Annotated in this window: 16 protein-coding genes; 9 read left to right on the forward strand and 7 right to left on the reverse strand. The window is 51.4% G+C overall.

Annotated features, from left to right (window positions below; translation table 11 throughout):
- The first annotated feature begins 109 nt into the window (after positions 1-109).
- From HX873_RS02335 to HX873_RS02345, 3 genes are all read left to right on the forward strand, one after another.
- Positions 110-856, forward strand: a complete 747-nt coding sequence (locus HX873_RS02335) for an SDR family oxidoreductase (RefSeq protein ID WP_003212263.1) — start codon at positions 110-112, stop codon at positions 854-856.
- Between the two features lie 149 nt (positions 857-1,005).
- Positions 1,006-1,860, forward strand: a complete 855-nt coding sequence (locus HX873_RS02340; protein WP_003212262.1) for a DJ-1/PfpI family protein — start codon at positions 1,006-1,008, stop codon at positions 1,858-1,860.
- Between the two features lie 123 nt (positions 1,861-1,983).
- Positions 1,984-2,445 carry a DUF4440 domain-containing protein gene (locus HX873_RS02345; RefSeq protein ID WP_177122316.1) on the forward strand — a complete coding sequence of 154 codons (462 nt, stop codon included), beginning with the start codon at positions 1,984-1,986 and terminating at the stop codon, positions 2,443-2,445.
- A 68-nt stretch (positions 2,446-2,513) separates the two neighbouring features.
- On the opposite strand, the gene HX873_RS02350 is transcribed toward HX873_RS02345, so the two are convergent.
- Complete coding sequence (locus HX873_RS02350; RefSeq protein ID WP_177122317.1) at positions 2,514-3,461, reverse strand: GlxA family transcriptional regulator; 948 nt, start codon at positions 3,459-3,461, stop codon at positions 2,514-2,516.
- A gap of 236 nt (positions 3,462-3,697) precedes the next feature.
- On the opposite strand from HX873_RS02350, the gene HX873_RS02355 reads away from it, so the two are divergent.
- From HX873_RS02355 to HX873_RS02375, 5 genes are all read left to right on the forward strand, one after another.
- Positions 3,698-3,934 (forward strand): twin-arginine translocase TatA/TatE family subunit, encoded by a 237-nt coding sequence (locus HX873_RS02355; RefSeq protein WP_003212256.1) that lies wholly within the window; start codon positions 3,698-3,700, stop codon positions 3,932-3,934.
- Positions 3,935-3,944: 10 nt separating this feature from the next.
- Positions 3,945-4,259 (forward strand): Sec-independent protein translocase protein TatB, encoded by a 315-nt coding sequence (gene tatB / locus HX873_RS02360; RefSeq protein ID WP_003212255.1) that lies wholly within the window; start codon positions 3,945-3,947, stop codon positions 4,257-4,259.
- Between the two features lie 11 nt (positions 4,260-4,270).
- On the forward strand, positions 4,271-5,047 hold the full coding sequence (gene tatC / locus HX873_RS02365) for a twin-arginine translocase subunit TatC (protein ID WP_177122344.1): 777 nt from the start codon (positions 4,271-4,273) through the stop codon (positions 5,045-5,047).
- A 417-nt stretch (positions 5,048-5,464) separates the two neighbouring features.
- Positions 5,465-6,508 carry a DUF1837 domain-containing protein gene (locus HX873_RS02370; RefSeq protein ID WP_236639983.1) on the forward strand — a complete coding sequence of 348 codons (1,044 nt, stop codon included), beginning with the start codon at positions 5,465-5,467 and terminating at the stop codon, positions 6,506-6,508.
- Positions 6,501-9,140: a DEAD/DEAH box helicase gene (locus HX873_RS02375; RefSeq protein ID WP_028617993.1), complete on the forward strand. Its 2,640-nt coding sequence runs from the start codon at positions 6,501-6,503 to the stop codon at positions 9,138-9,140. The genes HX873_RS02370 and HX873_RS02375 overlap by 8 nt, the downstream gene beginning before the upstream one ends.
- Before the next feature lie 290 nt (positions 9,141-9,430).
- Here HX873_RS02375 and HX873_RS02380 read toward each other — a convergent pair whose 3' ends face one another.
- The 5 genes from HX873_RS02380 to HX873_RS02395 all read right to left on the reverse strand — a co-directional run bounded on the left by HX873_RS02380 (position 9,431) and on the right by HX873_RS02395 (position 13,824).
- Positions 9,431-10,747, reverse strand: a complete 1,317-nt coding sequence (locus tag HX873_RS02380; RefSeq protein WP_177122318.1) for a hypothetical protein — start codon at positions 10,745-10,747, stop codon at positions 9,431-9,433.
- Positions 10,748-10,871: 124 nt separating this feature from the next.
- Positions 10,872-11,159, reverse strand: a complete 288-nt coding sequence (locus tag HX873_RS31680; RefSeq protein WP_256349556.1) for a hypothetical protein — start codon at positions 11,157-11,159, stop codon at positions 10,872-10,874.
- Complete coding sequence (locus tag HX873_RS02385; RefSeq protein ID WP_177122319.1) at positions 11,156-12,136, reverse strand: integrase domain-containing protein; 981 nt, start codon at positions 12,134-12,136, stop codon at positions 11,156-11,158. The genes HX873_RS31680 and HX873_RS02385 overlap by 4 nt, the downstream gene beginning before the upstream one ends.
- Positions 12,114-12,473 (reverse strand): hypothetical protein, encoded by a 360-nt coding sequence (locus tag HX873_RS02390; protein WP_177122320.1) that lies wholly within the window; start codon positions 12,471-12,473, stop codon positions 12,114-12,116. Before HX873_RS02390 ends, HX873_RS02385 begins: the two co-directional genes overlap by 23 nt.
- A complete protein-coding gene (locus tag HX873_RS02395) occupies positions 12,457-13,824 on the reverse strand; it encodes a YfjI family protein (protein WP_028617990.1) in 1,368 nt (455 codons plus the stop codon). The genes HX873_RS02390 and HX873_RS02395 overlap by 17 nt, the downstream gene beginning before the upstream one ends.
- A 1,284-nt stretch (positions 13,825-15,108) precedes the next feature.
- Here HX873_RS02395 and HX873_RS02400 point away from each other — a divergent pair.
- The gene (locus HX873_RS02400; protein WP_177122321.1) at positions 15,109-16,584 is read left to right on the forward strand and encodes a serine protease; all 1,476 of its coding nucleotides are present in this window, start codon (positions 15,109-15,111) and stop codon (positions 16,582-16,584) included.
- 367 nt (positions 16,585-16,951) lie between these two features.
- Here the strand turns inward: HX873_RS02400 and HX873_RS02405 are convergent, their stop codons facing one another.
- Positions 16,952-18,208 carry an integrase domain-containing protein gene (locus HX873_RS02405; RefSeq protein ID WP_177122322.1) on the reverse strand — a complete coding sequence of 419 codons (1,257 nt, stop codon included), beginning with the start codon at positions 18,206-18,208 and terminating at the stop codon, positions 16,952-16,954.
- Positions 18,209-19,257: the final 1,049 nt, after the last annotated feature.

Genomic DNA, 19,257 nt, shown 5'->3' on the forward strand with positions numbered 1-19,257 from the left:
GTCTGTTTCCATAATTTGCCCAGGAAATCAAGCGCGCGCCATGCGCACAAACGTGTTTGTGCAATGAGCGAGGGCCTGATCAATCACGAAGCAAAGAGAGGCACAGAAGATGAGGCTTAAGAACAAGACAGCTTTGATCACCGGCGGTACCAGTGGCATTGGCCTCGCGACCGCGAAGCTCTTCATTGGAGAAGGCGCCCGGGTAGCCGTTACGGGGCGCGATGATGCCGTATTTGAGCAAGTGAAAGCCGAGCTTGGTGAGAATGCGCTCGTTCTCAAGGGCGACGTACGTTCGATCAAGGACATGCGCAGGATTGCCGCCGAGATCAAGGAAACGTTCGGTGGCCTGGATGTCGTGTTTGCCAATGCGGGCCGAGCGTTCCCATCAGCAATCAACGATATCGACGAAGCACTCTACGACGAGATCATGGACATTAACGTCAAGGGCGTGGTGTTCACACTTCAGGCGGTGCTGCCGGACTTGCGGGAGGGCGCCTCATTTATTCTGAATACATCGTTTGTTGCACAGACGGGCAAGCACAACATTTCCCTGACTGCTGCTGCCAAGGCCGCCGTGCGGTCTCTCGCCCGGAGTTGGTCATTCGAATTCCTGGACCGGAAGATCCGCTTCAACGCAATCGCACCGGGCGGGATAAACACACCGCTGCTCGGTAAATGGGGAATGTCAGAGCACGATCTTCAGCACTTCAAGAATGAGTTCGCGAAATTCGTCCCGGTAGGCCACATGGGTAAGGCCGAGGACATTGCCTACGCGGCGCTCTATCTCGCCAGCGACGAATCCTGCTACGTCGTCGGCACTGAATTGGTCGTCGATGGCGGTGCCTCGCAACTGTGAGACCTTGGTTTCCTGCTCGGGGGGCCTAGACGTATTTTCGGCTAGTCCGCTCTCAATCACACCCAGCCACGCTTTTCGTCGTGGTGGTTCTTCAGTCCAGCCCAACTTCATCTGCGACCGCGGGAAGGGCTGGCGCAAGGAGAAATATCTTGACCGACAATAATGAAAACAACACAACTGGCAAGCGGCCTATCAATGTGGGCAGTTCCCGACGCGATGTTCTCAAGTTCGGAAGTATTGCAACGCTCGGCTCGATCCTGGGGGGCGGTGCCTTGCTCGGCAATGCCACGTCCGCTTTTGCCCAGGCTGACAGCAAGGGGCTACTTGCCCCAGATGAGCCTTTCAATATTTTGATCGTAAATTATGACGGCGGTACGCTTCTCGATTTCGCTGGCCCTAGCGAGATTTTTCACCGGCTGCCCAATACAAATGTTCGCTATGCAAGCCTCAATGGGGGCAACGTGACCCTCGAATTTGGGGTCGTGTACGGCAACACCGAACGACTGGCTGATATCAAGCAGACAGACTTAATCCTGGTTCCCGGCGGGTCTGATTTATCGGCGCCGATGCAACCGGAGTACCTGGCGCAGATCCGGCGGCTGGCTGAAGGGGCCAAGCACATTACGTCGGTTTGCAATGGATCGCTCGTACTGGCCGCCGCCGGCGTTCTCAACGGTAAGCGAAGCGCTTGCCACTGGGCCTTCGTCAACAAACTGGCTGAATATGGCGCGATCGGCGTTCCGGATCGTTTCGTAGAGGACGACAACGGCCGGTTCATGAGCGGCGGTGGCGTAACGGCAGGCATCGACTTCGCCATTCGCGTTGCCGCGAAAATGCGCGGGAACCTGGACGCCGAATTCACGCAACTGGCGATTGAATACGATCCTGATCCGCCGTTCCACTCCGGTCACCCCAGAGACGCTCGGCCGGAAGTCATCGCGATGGTCGACAAAATATTGCCTAACGCATCCAAGGGGCTCGCACGAATTCCGGGCGTTCGCTGAAACAAGTGGCAGGCATCATTATGGCCGCATCCCTTACTCCTAATGATGCCCGATTGACACGCGCCCGATCTGTTCAATCCGGCGCAGCACTCATTAACTCAAGTCAAAATGGGAAATCATTAGATGAAGTTTCATATTATTGCCGCTGCTCTCACAGCCTGCGTCTCGCTGTTTACCTTTTCTGTAGAGGTATCTGCAGATGACCAGCAGCGCCCGCCTGAGGCGGCCATCAAAGCCGAGAATGCACGATTTGCGCAAGCTTACGGACAAGGTGATTATGCGGCGATCGGCCGTCTTTATACGAAGGATGGCGCACTCTTGCCACCTGGAGGCGGCAAAATCACTGGAGCCGCGGCAATCACGGAATACTTCAGCAAACAACATGTTGGGGCCAGGTCCGACACCGTGTCTTTCGCCAATTACGAGTTTTACGGTGACGGTCAGACCGTTACCGAAGTATCGGATGCCGAGATCCGTGATGCCGATGGAACGCTCAAGTACAGCGGGAAACAGACGCTGATCTTCCTGAAACAGGATGGCGTTTGGAAGTTGCATCGCGACATGTGGAACGATCACGCCCTTTAAGGTGAAGTGATGGCGATTCCCGGGTGAAACTCTTCGGTCTGCCGAAGCCTTGATGGGCCATCGAACCATCAACTGCTACCGCTGAGCCTGCTCTCACGTCGAATGGATTGCGGTGGATGCCCGTAGATTTTGACGAAGGCTCTGCGCATGCGTTCTGGATCGGTGAACCCTATGGCCAGCGCAATCTGCTCGATTGGTTCACTCCCGTCTTGCAGACGCAAACGCGCCGCCTCAACTCGCAAGCGCTCGACCGCTTTGGCCGGCGTTTCACCCGTTTCTCGGCGGAATGCTCGTCCGAACTGTCGCAGGCTCAATCTCGCGGCGTCGGCAAGTCGCTCGACAGGCAGCGACTCTGCCAGGTGTTCTCTGGCAAAGTTCAGGGCGATGCGGATGCGATCCGACTCTGGCTCCATTTGTGACATCGCGGAGAATTGGGACTGGCCTCCCGGCCGACGATAGGGAACGACCAGGAGCCTGGAGACATTGCGCGCAGTTTCCGCGCCCATATCCCGTTCAATCATGGCCAACGTCAAGTCGATTCCGGAGGCGATGCCCGCCGATGTCCAGATGCTTCCATCCGCGATATAAATGCTATCGCCCTCAACCCTGATATTGGGGAAGCGCATCTGCAATTGTGCGGTGTAGCTCCAGTGCGTTGTTGCTCTCAGACCGTCCAGCAGGCCGGTTTCCGCCAGCAAAAACGCCCCTGTACACACACTTGCCACGCGCGAGGCTTTGGAGGCCAATTGCTTGGCAACCGCGATGTTCTCCGGTGTCTGCATCGGCTCGATATCTCCGCCTACAAACACCACGGTATCAAACTTGCGGTTGCCGACCGGCCTTGTTTCGATCGGCAGGCCTGCATTGCCAACAATCAGCCCACCGGATGTCGAGATGACACGAAGATCATAAGGGGTATGGCCGGCAGCGGTGCTCACCTGATTAAAAGCAGAAAGTGGCCCTGCAAGATCCAGAGCATCGTGACCATGGCAAACGAAGAATCCAACGCGATGCATGTTGAGCGACCTCAAATATTCAGAAGGCTTTTTTTATAGATAACCCTCGAGTTACGCCATGGCAACTCATTTTTCGAGGCGCGTCGATGCTGAAACGAAATTGGCCGGAAGTAAGGGAAATATGTCGTTTGCGCCTTCGGGCGTCAGACGTACAGTCGACGGTCTGAGGTCAGCATGTCTGACGCTTAAGGGCTATCTCCAAAACAGCCGATTTGTAGGATTAAGAGGCACGTGACATGGGCATTTTTGACTGGAAACACTGGATCGTCATTCTGGTGGTGGTCGTATTGGTTTTCGGCACCAAGAAACTCAAGACCCTGGGTACCGATGTCGGTGAGTCGATCAAGGGGTTTCGCAAAGCCATGAGTGATGAAGAAAAAACTGGCGGACAACCTCCAGTCCAGCCGCTGTATCAGCCGCAGACCCTCGACGCCACAGCACCACGATTCGAAGAGCCCATCCGCAAAGAATAGGTCGTGACGCATGTTTGGTATCAGTTTCTCTGAACTGTTGCTGGTTGCTCTCGTTGCCCTGCTGGTATTGGGCCCCGAGCGACTGCCGGGTGCCGCGCGTACTGCCGGGCTTTGGGTTGGGCGTTTGAAACGCAGCTTCAACATCATCAAACAGGACGTCGAGCGTGAACTCGGCGCTGACGAAATTCGCCGCCAATTGCGTCACGAGCATATCCCCGCGCAGGAAGAGCACACGCCGCTGGTTGAGTTCGAGCCAGTGCAGCCTGCTCTTCCGGCTGAGCCAGTCTCGATGAACGCGCATTGCACCAATGAGCCGACATCATGACCACGAGTCCCATGAGCGAAATCCCGGAAAACGACCAGCCAATGTCGTTGGTCTCACACCTCACCGAACTGCGATCGCGTTTGCTGCGTTGTGTGCTGGCGATCTTCGTGATCTTCTGCGGACTGTTCTACTTCACGCAGAGGATCTACACATTCGTCTCGGCGCCGTTGCGCAAATTCTTGCCTGAAGGTGCGACGATGATTGCCACCGATGTGGCGTCGCCATTTATTACACCGTTCAAGCTGACCATTATGGTCGCGTTGTGCCTGGCTATGCCGGTGATCCTTTATCAGATCTGGGGTTTCATCGCGCCAGGTTTGTACACGCGCGAAAAGCGCGTCGCGGTACCGCTGCTGATTTCCAGCATTGCCCTGTTCTACGCAGGCATGGCGTTCGCCTACTTCCTTGTGTTCCCGTTGATTTTCCACTTCTTCGCCAGCGTCACCCCGCAAGGGGTGTCGATGATGACCGACATTGCCAGTTACCTGGATTTCGTCATGACGTTGTTTCTCGCTTTTGGCGTCGCGTTCGAGATTCCCGTTGCCGTGGTGCTGCTGGTGTGGATCGGCATCGTAGACGTCAAATACATGAAGAAGATTCGTCCGTACGTGGTCATAGGCTGCTTTGTGGTTGGCATGATTCTTACGCCGCCGGATATTTTTTCGCAGACGCTGCTTGCTGTGCCGATGTGGCTGCTGTTCGAAGTCGGTGTGCTATGCAGCTCGATGGTGACCCCCCGTGGTGAGCACGAAGACGACTTGGAACAATCGCCAGTGGCCCGGTTGTGAGTTCGTTGTCGGCATCTGCTGGTTACTGAATTTCAGGCACCAAAAAAGACGTCCGTGGACGTCTTTTTTCGTTGAAGTGGTGGGCCGGGGTAAGTTGAAACGGTGCTATATCCAATTGATTTCTATCGTAAATCCTATTTTCAAATGTTTGTAGGAATACTGTTTGGAATACCAACTATCAAAAAACGCGCCCTAGAAGCATTTTTCAATGCTTGCAAATGACATTGAAAAAGCGGTTGCCCAGTGTGATGCGGAGTTTTGGAATGTAGAGGTAATGCCTTCGGACCTAGCACAGGTTATGGCGAGCAGCGGTATCGCTTGCGCGCTATCGTTTTGCTACTATCGAGCAGGCATGTCCGGTAGCCCTGATGCCTCAACGATCTGCTAGGAAATAGAATTCAATGCAAGGAAAGCATGGTGAGCGATAGCCCTGACGCTACTCTAATTGGTCTCGCCTTAGAGAAGCTACTGAACGACTCAGACCTTGATAAGGTTATCGGCTGCCTAACTGAGACACCAGAAGAGAAGGAACAGCATCCGTCCCTGAGGCTTCTTCATCTGAGATTTAACGAAGATATTCCAGATATTGACGGACTTGCCGACCATCTATCGAGCGCTTCGATGGACTATGTCTTGAGTCGAAGGAGGCGTGATGCTTTCTACTTAGAGTTGAGTAAGGCAAAGAACTCAAGTCTTAGAGCTGTGCCAAAAATGATGAGAGCTGTTAAGGACGCTTTCATTGAATTCCGTTCCGCTTATCCTGAACGAGCAAGTGAAGTTGGGGAAGTTCTTGCTTACAGTGTTGCTCTTCATCATCTCGGTGCTGCACAGCTCGTTTCAAAAATGTCCCTAAAAACTTCCCATAATATGCCGGTACATGGATTGGATGGAATTCATGCGCGATTTGAAGGAGGAGTTTTAACGGTTTTTTTTCTAGAGTCGAAAGTGACTTCTACGGCGAGCTCTGGTGGAAGGGACTACGCAAAATCTTTGGCAGGCTTTGGTTCTAATAAGAAGCAGTACTTGAGAGAGTACGCACTGATAGGCGATGTGGGTAATCTGGATGTATTGAAAGGTGAGGAGCGAGAGCAATTGCTTGAGTTTCTGAACCCATACTCAACAAAAGACTTTCCAAAAAGAGAACGCTCCATCGGAGTTATTTGTTACTCGGAAAATAAACTGTTCGCAAACACCATACCCGTAGATGATGGCGATCCTCGAAAGCATGAAGAACATTTTGCAAGCTTATACTCCGCTGATCGATATAGGCATCAGAAAAATCTCTCGAATCAGCTAGAAAAACATGGAGTAACTGCTGCAAAATGTGTGGTCTATCTCGTCGCAGTTCCTGATGTCGCCGTGCTACGTGAAGAGTTTTACAGAGCAATAGGAATTGAAGGAACAAATAGTGACTGTAAAAAATTAATAGACGACGAAGATATGGAGTTCGAAGATGAGTAGCTTTGCCACCGAACTCTCAAAGCGTCTACTCAAAGCGAAAGACTTTACCGACGCGCTGATTAATTTGCAGACTTTCGGTGCTGGGACGACCTTGCCAGAAGATATTTATTTATGCACGTCTAGGCCGGATGCAGCTCAACTCGACAAGCTTCTCTACTGCGCTTCTGTACTCGCCCATTCTCAGGACAGTGCGCATGTCTCTATTGCGCAAAATATTGCTTTGAACTCGGCACTTATCGCGTCGACACCTGAGGTTTTAGAAAGAACAGCAATAATTCTCACTGAGCTCGGAAATCTTCCTAGCGCTGCCTACACAGAGCTAAAGCTTAATGCGAAAAGAAGCAGTCTGACCAGCATTCTACAACGTAACCTCATTCGTGAACTTAATAGCGTTACGGTGGGTACTCATACGGTTGCACTCACTGATTATCAAAAGCAAATATGGAACTCGCTTGGAGATGGCGATGACCTCGCAATCTCCGCACCAACCTCCGCAGGAAAGTCATTTTTGGTAATTGAGCACCTATCAAGGCGTGCTATTGAAGACGACGAATTCATGTGTGTGTATATAGCACCAACCCGAGCCCTTCTCTCAGAGGTTCTTAACAAACTTAAGAAGCGGCTAGAGGATAATCAAGAAATACGAATCTCCGAAATCCCAACCTTTATGGACTCGAAGAAACAAATATTTGTTTTGACCCAAGAGCGATTTCAGATTCTCTTGGCTGGCACCAGTGCCTCATTCGATCTGATCGTGGTAGATGAAGCGCAGAATCTTTCCGACGGATCGCGAGGAATTATACTTCAAGATTGTATTGAGCAGGCATTTCATCGAGAGAAGGCGCCACATATAGTACTGCTAGCGCCAGGGGCCGAAGGTTTTAAGGAGGCGACTGAAAGTTTTGCCATTCCGAATGTTCGAGAGGCAAGTACTACCGTGTCGCCCGTACTTCAGAATAGGATCATAGTATCTAAAGTTCTTGGCGAGACGACGCTTGATTTTAAGCTCATTGATAGTGGTCTTGCTCATCCTATAGGTAACATTAACTTCACGCCTTCAGTTAACAGTTCCATCTCCTTATTAGCCGCTGTCGCTATCAAGCTAGGGCAGTCTGGAAGTTCGCTGATTTACGCTAAAACTCCAAGCGAAGCCGCGACGTTAGCGGCGATAATCTCACAAGCGAGTCAAGTGAAGAAAAAACATCAATCTAAATCAAATTTAGATCTTGTCGAATTTATCGAGGATCATATACATCCTGACTACCAACTTATCGAAATGGTTAAGAATGGAGTGGCTTTTCACTATGGACAGATGCCTGCTCTTTTAAGGGAGGCAATTGAGATAGCATTCAAAAAAGGTACAATTGATTTTTTGGTATGCACCACCACTCTATTTCAAGGCATAAATCTTCCGGCGCGTAACGTTTTTATCAATACCCCAAAACGAGGGCGTGGCGGTAAAACCTCTCTTGAACCGGCCCTCCTTTGGAATTTTGCAGGTAGGGCTGGAAGAATGTGCGACGATATTGTCGGAAATGTCTTCTTGGTGGATTATGATAATTGGGATGAAAGACCTCTTGATGAAAAAACTCCGTTTCAAATAGAGCCCGCTTTAGGGAAGACAATCAACAACGAAACTAAACTAGTAATATCTGCTTTAAATCAAGAGTTAGGTAAGGTCGATCCAAGGGATGAAAAGATAAGGCAGGTTATAGCATGTGCTGGTCTTTTGGTTTCAAAAGCAAGACATGGGAGTTTGGACGATTTTATTCTCAGGACTGCTCCGGAACTAAGTTATTTTGATAGCAAAAATATGTGTGAGTCTGCAGAAAAAGCGTCTATTGCAATCTCTATTCCTGATGCTGTTTTGAATTTGAGTTGGACGTTAGATATCTTTGCTCTAGATGGCTTGCTACTATATTTTGAGGAGCAAATTAGGCTTGGTAAAGAAGGAAAGCTCATTCCGCTGAGCCCAGCGGAGCTTGGTGATAAATCATTTAAGCACTATATGTATATCTTTAACTTAATGTACAAGCTAATAAAAGGCTGGAAGGGTAACCTTGGGAATTACGTAGCGCCCATCGCTGTTAGATGGATGGAAGGATTGCCATACCCCGTTATTATAAGTTATGAAGTTTCTAATGCGCAAAGAGCGTTGGATGAGGAGTTAAAGAATAAAGAGGCTATGCGGAGAACTGGAGCCAGAATCAGGGCTAGTTCGAAGACGGAAATTAATAAGAATCAAGTCATCAACAAAACGTTTGATACTATAGAGTCACTGATAAGATTTCAGCTCGTACAAATGGGTAAGGCGTATGTCGATTTGTTACGACACGCATTTCACAAGGCCGGATCCCCTGAAAAGGCTCTGCGGATTTTTGATTTTTCCATGGCGCTGGAGCTAGGAATAAGCTCTGTTACCGGGCAGGCTTTGTTGGAATTGGGCTTGTCTCGTATTGCTGCGGCGGAGATCCAAAAGCTTCTGGTTGAGGAATCCAACGATGTAAAAAGTCTTAAAGAAGTGCTTCAGTCTTTCGAGTGGGACCTCTTTAAGCTGAGCCCAATAATCATATCCGAACTGGAGCGTTTGGGGCTCAAAACTGGGGCGGTTGACTCTGACGCAATTGCATAGCCAGTCAGCATGGTTGACTGTGAATTTGTCGATTGGTTGTGTGGGTTCGTAATAGAAGTCACAGTGGTAAGGGAGCTTTAGTTTATATGAATGGCACGGAAAGTCATTTCGCCGCTCTGCAGTGTGGTGAACTAAATTTATAACAGGCACTAAGTAGTGAGTATGCCAAAATCATCTTGAGATGGCTGGGTTTCGTTAGCTAATGACAGGTCTGCTGTTATTTGGTTGCCGGAATTTTTTGGTTAGTGTGTGGGCTCATCATTAATGTTTAACCAAGGGTGGCGCCTATTCTATAATCTTTGGCTCATGATATTGTAGGTTTGGATGTGAGCCAAAATCCCTTGCTCTCGTTCAAGTTTGTCTGCTTCCTCTTTTAATTCTGAAGACCTGAACTCTCCAGAGGATACTTGGAATCCGTGTGAATTTCGGTCTGATGCGGTATTTGGAAGGCAAATACCAAAAATGTATTTGGCGTAGGGAAATTTATAAAGTGCTACAGTTATATGATCTCTCAAGTGTATGCAAAGGAACTCTTCAAGTTGTTCATCTGTAACGCTCTTAGGTATAATTGGATAAACTAACCATAGATATAGTAATCCAGGTTTGTCTTTTGATTCGGATATGCTGCACCAAAATGTTGACGGATCTTCACTGATAATATCTTGCAAGGTTGCGCTAATAGTTTGACGGCTTAAGCGGGATTCGGAAGCCATTATTCTGAAATATTTTTCATGGTGTGAGAACGGCTTGTCTTGCCCTACGATTAATGAGCCGGAGTTAAATTCAGTTGCTATGTGGTTGATTAAGTTGTCAATTGTATAGGAGGGTGCTCTTATTCTATTACGCTCTGCTCTTATTTCACTTTCCATGTACATATTCCACAGTCCCGCTGGTATCACTTTTACACCTTGCAGGGTATGAAAGGTCTCACTAGGTATATGGAAATCTCCATTTCCTGGTTGACTACACACATAAGCAGCGACTAGATTTTCTTCGCCACAAATCAAGAACCGGTCGGGCTCGCTCAGTGCCTCCTGCTTTCTCCGAAGGTAATCTATCAAGTCTCTAGTAGTGTCAAAGCAATCGAAAATTGCCTCAAGTGAGGTTTTACTAAATATATGAATAAATTCGGGGTATTTGGTGCCCACAGTCATAAAAGTACTGTCAACATCACATTGCGTGTCTATACGTAATCCTGGGTGCCCTAGAGACTCAAGGCAAATGTTCTCAGCACCATTAGCCACGGCTATGAGGTGTACGCGCATCTTTTCAGGGCTAGGAATTATTAGTGGAAATGGTGATGAGGCATGAACGTCACAGAAAATGTTTTGAGGGAATTTTGTTATTTGACTAAGGGCGCCGCGTAGCTGACGAATACTTCCAGTTATGGCTTTTTTATACCAGCGCTTCCAAGCTACGTCCGAACTGGCTTTTTCATCAAACCGAATTAATTTGTCCGATATTATGATCACATCGTCACCAAACACTACCAGGGCATCGCATAGCTCTTTTCCTTTGGCATAATGAGGATTTTGATAGCTCCACATTGACAAAAAAGTTTTGCGTGTCAGTTCACCTAGCCTTTCTTCTGATTCGTTAAAACTCATCCGTATGCTGTCCTGGAAAGTGTGTGTTGGGCTGAAGTATAGAATATCGAGCCATTATTCTGGCTAGATATCGCGTCGTCAAAGCTCTCTCTATAACGGCTACATAGTTTCTAGATCAGGACCATCAGCTAACCTCACATCGAATGTATAGCGATGTTTTGCCTATCCGTCTCAGGATCAGCGATGCAGTGAGACGGTAGTAATACTTGGTAGGCACGGAGCTATCCTTGAGATGATGATGCAGAAACCAGTGCACATGTTTGAGCTGCCAATTCCAAGGATTGTCGCGGTGCCACCTTTGTTGAATGGCCGCCTGCATAATTCGGGCTTGCCGTAGGTGTCGATGTTGTGTGGCTGTCGATCCGGTCAGCGCTCCGCTTAAAAACAGCGCCATATCGCATGGTTTAGTCATGCCCGACCTCCTATGTAAGCCGAAACCACATCGAGCCGGTTATGTCCGAGCTCAACGCTGATCCGTTGTCGAGCCCGTCGATCGAGGTCGCGGTCCAGGCGATAACAGTGACCACCATTGACCGGAGCTGAGTGGCCCGTGAGTTGCTCGTAACGCTCGCAGGCATAGGCTGCTCGCAACTCATGAAACCCCCTCAGCCCCTGCTTCTGTAGTAAATCACGGGCGGGCCGCACCGTCTGTAGCAGGAAATTCGCGTAGCTTTCGCCTTGGAGCAATAAGTTGCGGCTACCGGTCGTTGAGGCTTGACAGGCCATCTGCAACGCCGCCTTCACTTCTTTATCAGCCATAACCCATCGCGGCGCCGCAGCTCCGGACCGGCCGCCTTTGGTACCGTCCTGAATATTGATGCGACCGAATCGCTTCGCTTCACTTTGTAAGCGTGGCAGATCCGCCAGGATAGCTTCACGAAGGCGCATACCGGTTGCACGAGCCAAACATACAATCGCGGCAACCCGGTCGTTTTGCTGCTGGCGAAGCGCTTTAATCACTCTACTCAGTTGTTGGTGGTCTTGGCCATCCGGTGCTCGGGTGCGTACGCTTGATCGCTGCATACCGAGTGCCTTGCTCGGGCTGGCGATTTTCACGTACTGATCACCGCGTAGCGCGGCGAGAGTACGGTTGACGCTGCTCAGGCGGTTCTGCGCGGTGGCGATGCAGATTTCACCCTGTTGGATTTGTTGGCACAGGTGTGCGGCGTATCTGTTCAAGGTACTGCGGTCTATCTGGCGGGAATCGTTATAACCGGGACCTTCCGCAGACCGGCACCATTTCACAAAGGCTTGCCAACGATCACTGTGTGCTTTGACCGTAGCGAAGTGTCCGCCGGCAAACATATCTTTCAGCGCTTGTGGGCCGGCATAGCTGAGCTGTCGGCCGTAGCCAAAGTTGCGCCCGTCACGCCGGCCGACCAATGCCATTTGCTTCACCGTTTTCATTGTCTTGCAGAAAGCTCAGTACGGCTTTCCAGTGGGTGCTGATCTTGTCCACTTGTAGCCAATGTGTGGGTTGAATCAGCAGGGCATTTTGCTGGTGCCGCAGCACTGCTCCCTCTTCGCGCAGTTGGTGGATCAGCAGGCCTATATCTGTAGGACCCAAGGCGGGTGTGGCGACAGCGGCGACACTGGCGACAACCGTTGTAGTTGCTGGTCCGAAGCATGGCGACACGGCGGCGACAGAAGTGGCGACACACCGCAATGCAGGTCGTGTTTGATGCTGAGCCTGGTAACGGCGCACCGCGTCATTGAGGCGGAACATGGCGCACCTCGAAGGTCTTTCCGTCATGAGAGTCCAGCCAGCTATGTGAGATCAATTCGACCAGCAGCGTAACGGTGCGATGACTGCTTTTGCGGGCAAAGCGAGGGCCATTACGATTAAGGTCGCGGACGGTAAATTGGCTCCAGCCTTTTTGCGTCAGCCAGCGCAGCAGGCGATCCGCTTCCTCACGCAACGTGTTGATAGGCTCTTGTTCTGTCAGGCGCTGAATCTCTGCCAGGTAGTAATCCATCAGCGTCGAGGCGCGCTGTATATGGGCTTCGCTCACCACATTCGCGTCTTCAATCACCGCCAAGACCCCGGCGATACGCAGCACGTTGGCTGCTGCTTTCCCCGCGACGGATTGAATGCCGGCCAGCTCGCCAAACTCACCAGATTGGCACTCGATGGTGTCATGAATATCAATCCAGGCAGTGCGAGCGCTGGGTGTCAATTCCAGTCTGCCAGGCTTAAGTGAACCATCCTTGTACAGCGACAGCGGCTTATCCAGCAAGGCGGTGATGCACGCTTGGTAGCGCTGAATCTTGGCATCTCGCGTAAGGTCGACGGCCTTGTACAAACGCTGCCCCACCAGGCGTTTAGGCCAACTGATCAAGCAACGCCCAAGGATGCCTTGGCCATTGATCATCCTGTCTGTGAGTAGCTGATTAGCCAGGTAAGGTTGCAGCATCAGATGTAGACTGAGGCGACGATCATAGGCGCGCAGGCTTTCCCCTGGCATGGAGCGCGCTCGGTCTATCGGGCTGCCATCCCAGAGCGCTGACAGGGTGGTTATGGCCTTGAGTTGGTTCTCTTTGCTCATCGTGCTGCTGCCCAAAAACTGGCCGCCCTCATCGTTGAATAACCCCATGCTGGGCAAGCCCTGGCATAGGTTTTTGATCAGCGCCTCAATGGTGGGCTCGGCGATGATCAACCTAGGCGGCACGGGGTCGGATAACTCACGAGCGTCGTGCTTTCCTCGAATGGCGGCGCGATTGGCTTTCAGTTGCTCCAAGTACAGCATCCACTGCCGTCGCTCCCACTCACGCGCAGCCGCCAGCGCCAGATGATCCACTGCGCTTTTCCGATCACCCGACGATGCCACCGTCAGCATGTACAGGGACAACGGATAAACACGGCCATCGAGATGCACATTGGCGTGCGACTGGGTCACCAGGGCGGCAGTGGCCAACACCGATTGCGCAGCCATGGCGCAGGGCACGCCGATGACTTCGGCCATACGTTCGACGGCTGGTCCCAATATTTGTCCCAACGCTTCGACCGGATACGCCAGCGGCTCGGGCCGGTATTCCAGCAGCGGCCGTGGCAGGTCGAACACTTCGCACAATTGCATCGTCATTCTCCTGGTGCTTCGAATTTCCCCCTCACTCTCCCCGCCACGGTTGTTGAGTGTTATCAGGGATCAAGGCCCCTGCAGCCTGTGAGGGTTGTCCATTTACGCGGGACGGGCGGCTCTTTACGACCGGGAGCTTGGGCATCTCATGATCTGGCCTCCTGAGCACCGATAGCGGTGGGCGGGTGGAGGCTGCGTTGGCTGACGAGACCAGCGCCGCGAGATCCTGAGTCGGGTGAAGGCAGTGATGCGATGACTGGGGCATGCCTGACTGTCAGTCAGGTGCAGTCCATTTCATGGGCTGCGGCACCGTCATCGGCATCGCTGTTGCTGGTGACTTTTCGGTGCTTGTCACGCCGATTGTCACGTGGGGGAAAGCCGCAAAGGTCCGTGCGAGCAGGGCTGCAGCAGTGTGAGATGCGCCCGTCTCTTTAGGGGGCAAAGAGACGGGCAAAAGGTTGGCGCAAGATATAGCCAAGCGGATAAGTTGCTGCAGAGCAGCCAGGAGGGGGCAAGAGTTGCCGCAGTGAGCATTCTGGAAGAAGTGGCATCCATCACATCGCTGTGACTGTGCGAGCCGCCGGACGCTAATCGCACTTGGGGTGAACCACCACGATGTGGCGTAGCCTCAAAGGTTCTGGCTACCTGGGTGCTGTCGAGGACAGCGCTGGTACGGTTCTGGTTTAGCGCTCGTTCTGCTCGCGGTCAACCGTATTTTGGGGGCGGCTGTTGCGCCAATCGGTAACGGTGGAAGACCTTGGAAGCCGGTGGTTTTCCATGGCCGGGTGGTCGTTCGTCGGTTTTTAATGTGAGCCTGCGTAATTGCATGGACTTGACCATTTGCATTGTCACTGACCAGTCGAATTGCATTCGACCTGACCAGCACACGCCGTAGTGACGACCGGCGGAGAACGGCCGATTGTGTTGAAAAAAGTCGGCCATGGTTTACGCATCGGAAAAGTACGCGTCCGAGATTGAAATCTTTACTTTTGGCAGAGGCTTCCGGACTCGGATTTCACGTAGCAACGTGCAAAAAAGGCTTTTTCACCAGTCAATGGTCAGACAGTTTGGGCAGACCGACTTTTTCAACAGAATCGGCCAAAAACGGTCGGTCGCGGTGTCTACAGAACCATTGCCGACTCAGTATGATGCTGATGTTCATTTGTTCGCATTGCTTCTACGTTGACGGACATCGATGAGAACGCGGCATGGATGGCACAGGGTGGCATTCACCGCTCTGTGAATTTGGAGAGCTATCTACGTGAAAAGCCAAGGAAAATACAAATGAGCGATGGGCCAACTTACTCGGAGCTTGTAACGGCCGACAATCCTGAATTACAGAATCTAAAGCTATCGTGGGCTACGGCGGTGTTCACCGCAGATGATGGACTAGCTTCCATGACATCAATGCATGAAGCTGGTGACTCCATTGTTGCCGTCGGAATGATGAATGATGAAGGGCTAATCATTCTCGGCAGCGGGGTAATGATCGGCCCTGGGCTTTTATTGACTGCAACCCACGTATTAGAGGAAATCTCGCAGCATAAAAAAACTCCTATCTTTTTTACATTCTTGCCAAAGACTTCTCGAATATGGCTACCATTCGATACTTCTACTGTATCGGGCCCAAGCGACTTTGGAGAAGACCGAAGAAAAATATCAGATTTATCTTTGGTGAGCTGCACACTAAATTCCAGAGCACATTCGGAACTCCCACTGATGCTCACGCCGTTACAGGTGGCGCTACCCTTAGTAGGCGAACGGCTGTGGGCCTTCGGCTATCGACATCAACTGATTATTGATGGCGCAGCGTCAATCACACCATTCGTATCGTCCGGACTTGTGACCGAGGCTTTTCCGCATGGCCGAGGTGAGCGAATGCCCTCTCCCTGCTTAGAGGTCCAGATGGACACGCTTGGCGGCATGAGCGGTGGCCCGGTAGTAAATGCAGACGGAAAGTTGGTAGGAATCGTATCTTCTTCTATTGACGGCGGGCCTTCTTTCATAACTCTAATATGGGACGCGCTTCGTTTTGACATCAAAGGCACGATCCCTCTACTAAAGCGCCATGACGACACCAACTTGATACAAGCTATGCACTTAGGACTAGTAAAAATCTCAGGGGATTTTGAACGAAAGCCTTGGGGGGACATCGTATTTGAAATGTCTGCTGACGAAAGTGCTTTTATGGAAAGGTCTTGCGACCCTAAGCTCTTATTACAGCAAAAAGATAGACTCACCAAAGACGAAATCGAGAAGTTCATAGATGATTGGGGTTACGAGCTAGAGCAGGCCGCTACATCGAAGGCCATCGAATACCTTAATAACCTTAGCGTGCAAGCTAAACACGATGTATTAGGAGTTTCAGATATTACCGAGGACTGCCTAAATCTCATTGAAGACTTTGTGGCAGAAGACTTTGAGGGCATTGAAGATCCGGATGTCAACGCCATAGAAAGAATCAACTCATCAGAGTTGAATGTTGACTTCTACTTTAATCTACTGTCAGTTTATTGGACTGTTCGAGTAACAAAAGAAAACTACAAATCCAATGAGCATTTATTCAGCTGCCACTTCATAAATCAAACTGATGATGGTGATCATGTAGTATTGGAAATCATGCAGCGGTTGCATTTTAGAGGAGATTTTGTTTTTGATCTCGTCGATGAAGATGTCAATCAGAGCAATATTACATGGCTAGGTGTTCAGAAGCCCAAGCGCCGAATAAGGGATTTACCCATAGCGAGAGAGATGCTCTGAAAGGCCCCAATGGGTCGGTTGCAGTCCTTCAGTGCTTGGCTGACGCATTCGCGCTGAGTGGCACCCGCTGACACCCATCAACTCCAAATGACTGGTCAAGTCGGATGCAAACAACTCGTCAGTGGCAATGCAATTAGGTGGTCAAGTGAGATGCAATTACGCAGAGCCCATGCGAGTGGGAATGCGGAGCCTTCCCGCTCGCGTGGGCTTGGCCGAGAAAGCCCCAAGAGCGAGGCCTGCAGCATGGCGACAGTCGCCACTTCTGTCGCCATGCTGCAGGCCAGGTATTACACGGGTTGTCGCCGGTGTCGCCGCTGTCGCCAAATCAACCATCACTCCATCTGGGGAGTCATCGTCCGGTGAGTGCTCACCGTATCGGCACGACGTTGTGGTCCCTGGTTTGATTTATCGCAGATGCCGACAGGTTGCCAGTGGCCGCTTTCTGGATGTGCTCACTCCACCAAGTCATCATCGGACGCCGGCGCTCGATGTAGTCCGCTCGGTTGTAAGCGCTTCGGACTTCGTCCTTGTCGACATGCGCCAGCGCGACTTCGATCAGCTCCGGATCCCACCCATGCTCGTTCAGGATGGTGCTGGCCATGGAGCGCATGCCGTGGCTGACCAAGCGGTCCTGGAAGCCCATGCGTTTCAACGCCATGTTGGCAGTCTGACTGTTGGCGTGGGTGCGCGGGTTCCTATCTGCCGGGAACACGTATTCCCTGTGGCCGCTGTGGGGCTTGAGCATCTCTAGTAAGGCGAGTGCCTGTTCGGTCAGCGGGATGGTGTGCGGACGACGCTTTTTCATGCGCTCCGGCGGGATGGTCCAGATGCGTTTGTCGAAGTCGATGTCTGCCCACCGGGTGGTAGCCGCTTCGGCAGGACGGGTCATGGTGTGCAGTTGCCATTCGATCAGGCAGCGGGTGATCCGCTTGATGCTGGCGTTCGCGATTTCGATCATGAGCTCGGAAAGCTCATCGGGTCGTAGCGCGGCCATGTTCTGTTTCTTGGGTTTCTTGAATACTGCGCGAATGCCGCTGAGAGGGTTCGCAAAGATCAGTCCTGAATTGACCCCGTAGGTCATGATCTCGTTGAGCCGTTGGCTCAATCGCTTCACTGTCTCGAGGCTGCCTTTGGCCTCGATTGGGCGAAGCAGTTCGATGACCATCGGTGCGCTGATTTTTGAGAGCGGCGTTGTTTTCAGGTCTGGAAATACATGCAGCTCGAGCGAGCGCCAAATGTCTTCGGCGTACGCCGGCGTGACGGAGTCCTTCTTCAGCTCGAACCAGGCGGTGGCAACGTTCTCGAACGTATGTTCCGTCTCTGCTCGTTTGGCTTCGTCCTGTGCATTGCGTTGCACCTTGGGATCAATGCCTTGTGCAAGCAGCTCGCGCGCTTCCACCACTTTTTTCCTGGCGTTCGCTAGTGAGAGCTCTGGGTACGTGCCCAGCCCCATATTGATACGGTTTTTGGTTACCGGCTCGCGGTAGTTGAAGTTCCACAGCATCGAGCCATTGCTCCTGACCCGGAGCTGAAGGCCATCACCATCGCTGAGGACGTAATCCTTGTCTTTTGCCTTGACTGCCTTGAGCTGGCGGTCGGAGAGGCGAAGGGCTAGAGCAGGCATGAGAGCTTCCTCTGACACCGTTTTGGTATTCCAAAAAATAGCACCGGATGGCTTGGAATACCATTTGGAATACCCGAACGGCTGGAACTCAAAAAACCTCTACGGAGCCCAATGGTGCTTAAACCCTTGATTTTGCTGGATTTCAGGCACAAAAAAAGACGTCCGTGGACGTCTTTAGATGATGAAGTGGTGGAGCCGGGGGGATTGAAAATCTATACATAACATATTGTTTTAAATAAATTTATTCGTAGATTTATTATTAAGTGCCCCCATAAGTGCCCCCCGTGCACGTATTTCCGATGAGCGGCTATATGAGGAGTTGAACTGGCGTCCTTAATTATCGTTTTGCGACTTGGCGAGGCCAGTCAACCATTGGGGAGCATTCAATAAAGTCAGTCGTGTACAGCATAACCTCGGTTATCTGGCCAGGAGGGTTTGAGCCCAGCTCAGACCTGGTGCAGGGTAGATGTCAGGTCATTCAGTTGGGTTTTTTCCGCGGTAGCGCACCATGGGCTCATCTAGGAAGATTTGGGCTGGGGTGCGGTATGAGACACTCGATGGTTACCTGTCACAACTGTGGCAAAGCGATGGTTCCAAGAGCGCTATATAGTCGTGGTTTCTGGGGCTACTCGCCTCCGTCTAATCATTGCCCCTTTTGTCTTAGTGAAAACTGGCACGGCGGAAATCCAGGGTTAGGGGCTCGGCTGTTCGCGTTGGTTGGCCTGGCTCTTGGTGTTCTGGCCTGCGTGTTGGTAGGAGCTCTTCTGTTCAAGGTGCTGTGGTGGCTTGGTGTCGAAGGACAGTGGCCTCTATTGACGCTGGGCACATGTGCTGTGTCGGTTAGCGCGGGATACCATTTCTACAACTGGTTTGTTGATTGCTGACCGGTGATCATACTGTGGAAGGCAGCAATCGGCCGATTGTGTTTAAAAAGTCGACCCGGCCTGGCTACCCATGCATTGAGCGGTGAAATCGCCTTTTTTTGCGCGCTGCTACGTCAAATCTGAGCCCTGAACCTTCTGCGAAAACACAGATTTCAATCTCAGACG

It is taken from the genome of Pseudomonas sp. P7758, assembly GCF_013386485.1.
Classification (GTDB): Bacteria; Pseudomonadota; Gammaproteobacteria; order Pseudomonadales; family Pseudomonadaceae; genus Aquipseudomonas.

Coding starts and splice junctions, on each gene's coding strand:
- HX873_RS02335 (WP_003212263.1), top strand. CDS start 110: ATGAGGCTTAAGAACAAGACAGCTTTGATCACCGGCGGTACCAGTGGC.
- HX873_RS02345 (WP_177122316.1), top strand. CDS start 1,984: ATGAAGTTTCATATTATTGCCGCTGCTCTCACAGCCTGCGTCTCGCTG.
- HX873_RS02350 (WP_177122317.1), bottom strand. CDS start 3,461: ATGCATCGCGTTGGATTCTTCGTTTGCCATGGTCACGATGCTCTGGAT.
- HX873_RS02355 (WP_003212256.1), top strand. CDS start 3,698: ATGGGCATTTTTGACTGGAAACACTGGATCGTCATTCTGGTGGTGGTC.
- tatB (WP_003212255.1), top strand. CDS start 3,945: ATGTTTGGTATCAGTTTCTCTGAACTGTTGCTGGTTGCTCTCGTTGCC.
- tatC (WP_177122344.1), top strand. CDS start 4,271: ATGAGCGAAATCCCGGAAAACGACCAGCCAATGTCGTTGGTCTCACAC.
- HX873_RS02375 (WP_028617993.1), top strand. CDS start 6,501: ATGAGTAGCTTTGCCACCGAACTCTCAAAGCGTCTACTCAAAGCGAAA.
- HX873_RS02380 (WP_177122318.1), bottom strand. CDS start 10,747: ATGAGTTTTAACGAATCAGAAGAAAGGCTAGGTGAACTGACACGCAAA.
- HX873_RS31680 (WP_256349556.1), bottom strand. CDS start 11,159: ATGACTAAACCATGCGATATGGCGCTGTTTTTAAGCGGAGCGCTGACC.
- HX873_RS02385 (WP_177122319.1), bottom strand. CDS start 12,136: ATGGCATTGGTCGGCCGGCGTGACGGGCGCAACTTTGGCTACGGCCGA.
- HX873_RS02390 (WP_177122320.1), bottom strand. CDS start 12,473: ATGTTCCGCCTCAATGACGCGGTGCGCCGTTACCAGGCTCAGCATCAA.
- HX873_RS02395 (WP_028617990.1), bottom strand. CDS start 13,824: ATGCAATTGTGCGAAGTGTTCGACCTGCCACGGCCGCTGCTGGAATAC.
- HX873_RS02400 (WP_177122321.1), top strand. CDS start 15,109: ATGAGCGATGGGCCAACTTACTCGGAGCTTGTAACGGCCGACAATCCT.
- HX873_RS02405 (WP_177122322.1), bottom strand. CDS start 18,208: ATGCCTGCTCTAGCCCTTCGCCTCTCCGACCGCCAGCTCAAGGCAGTC.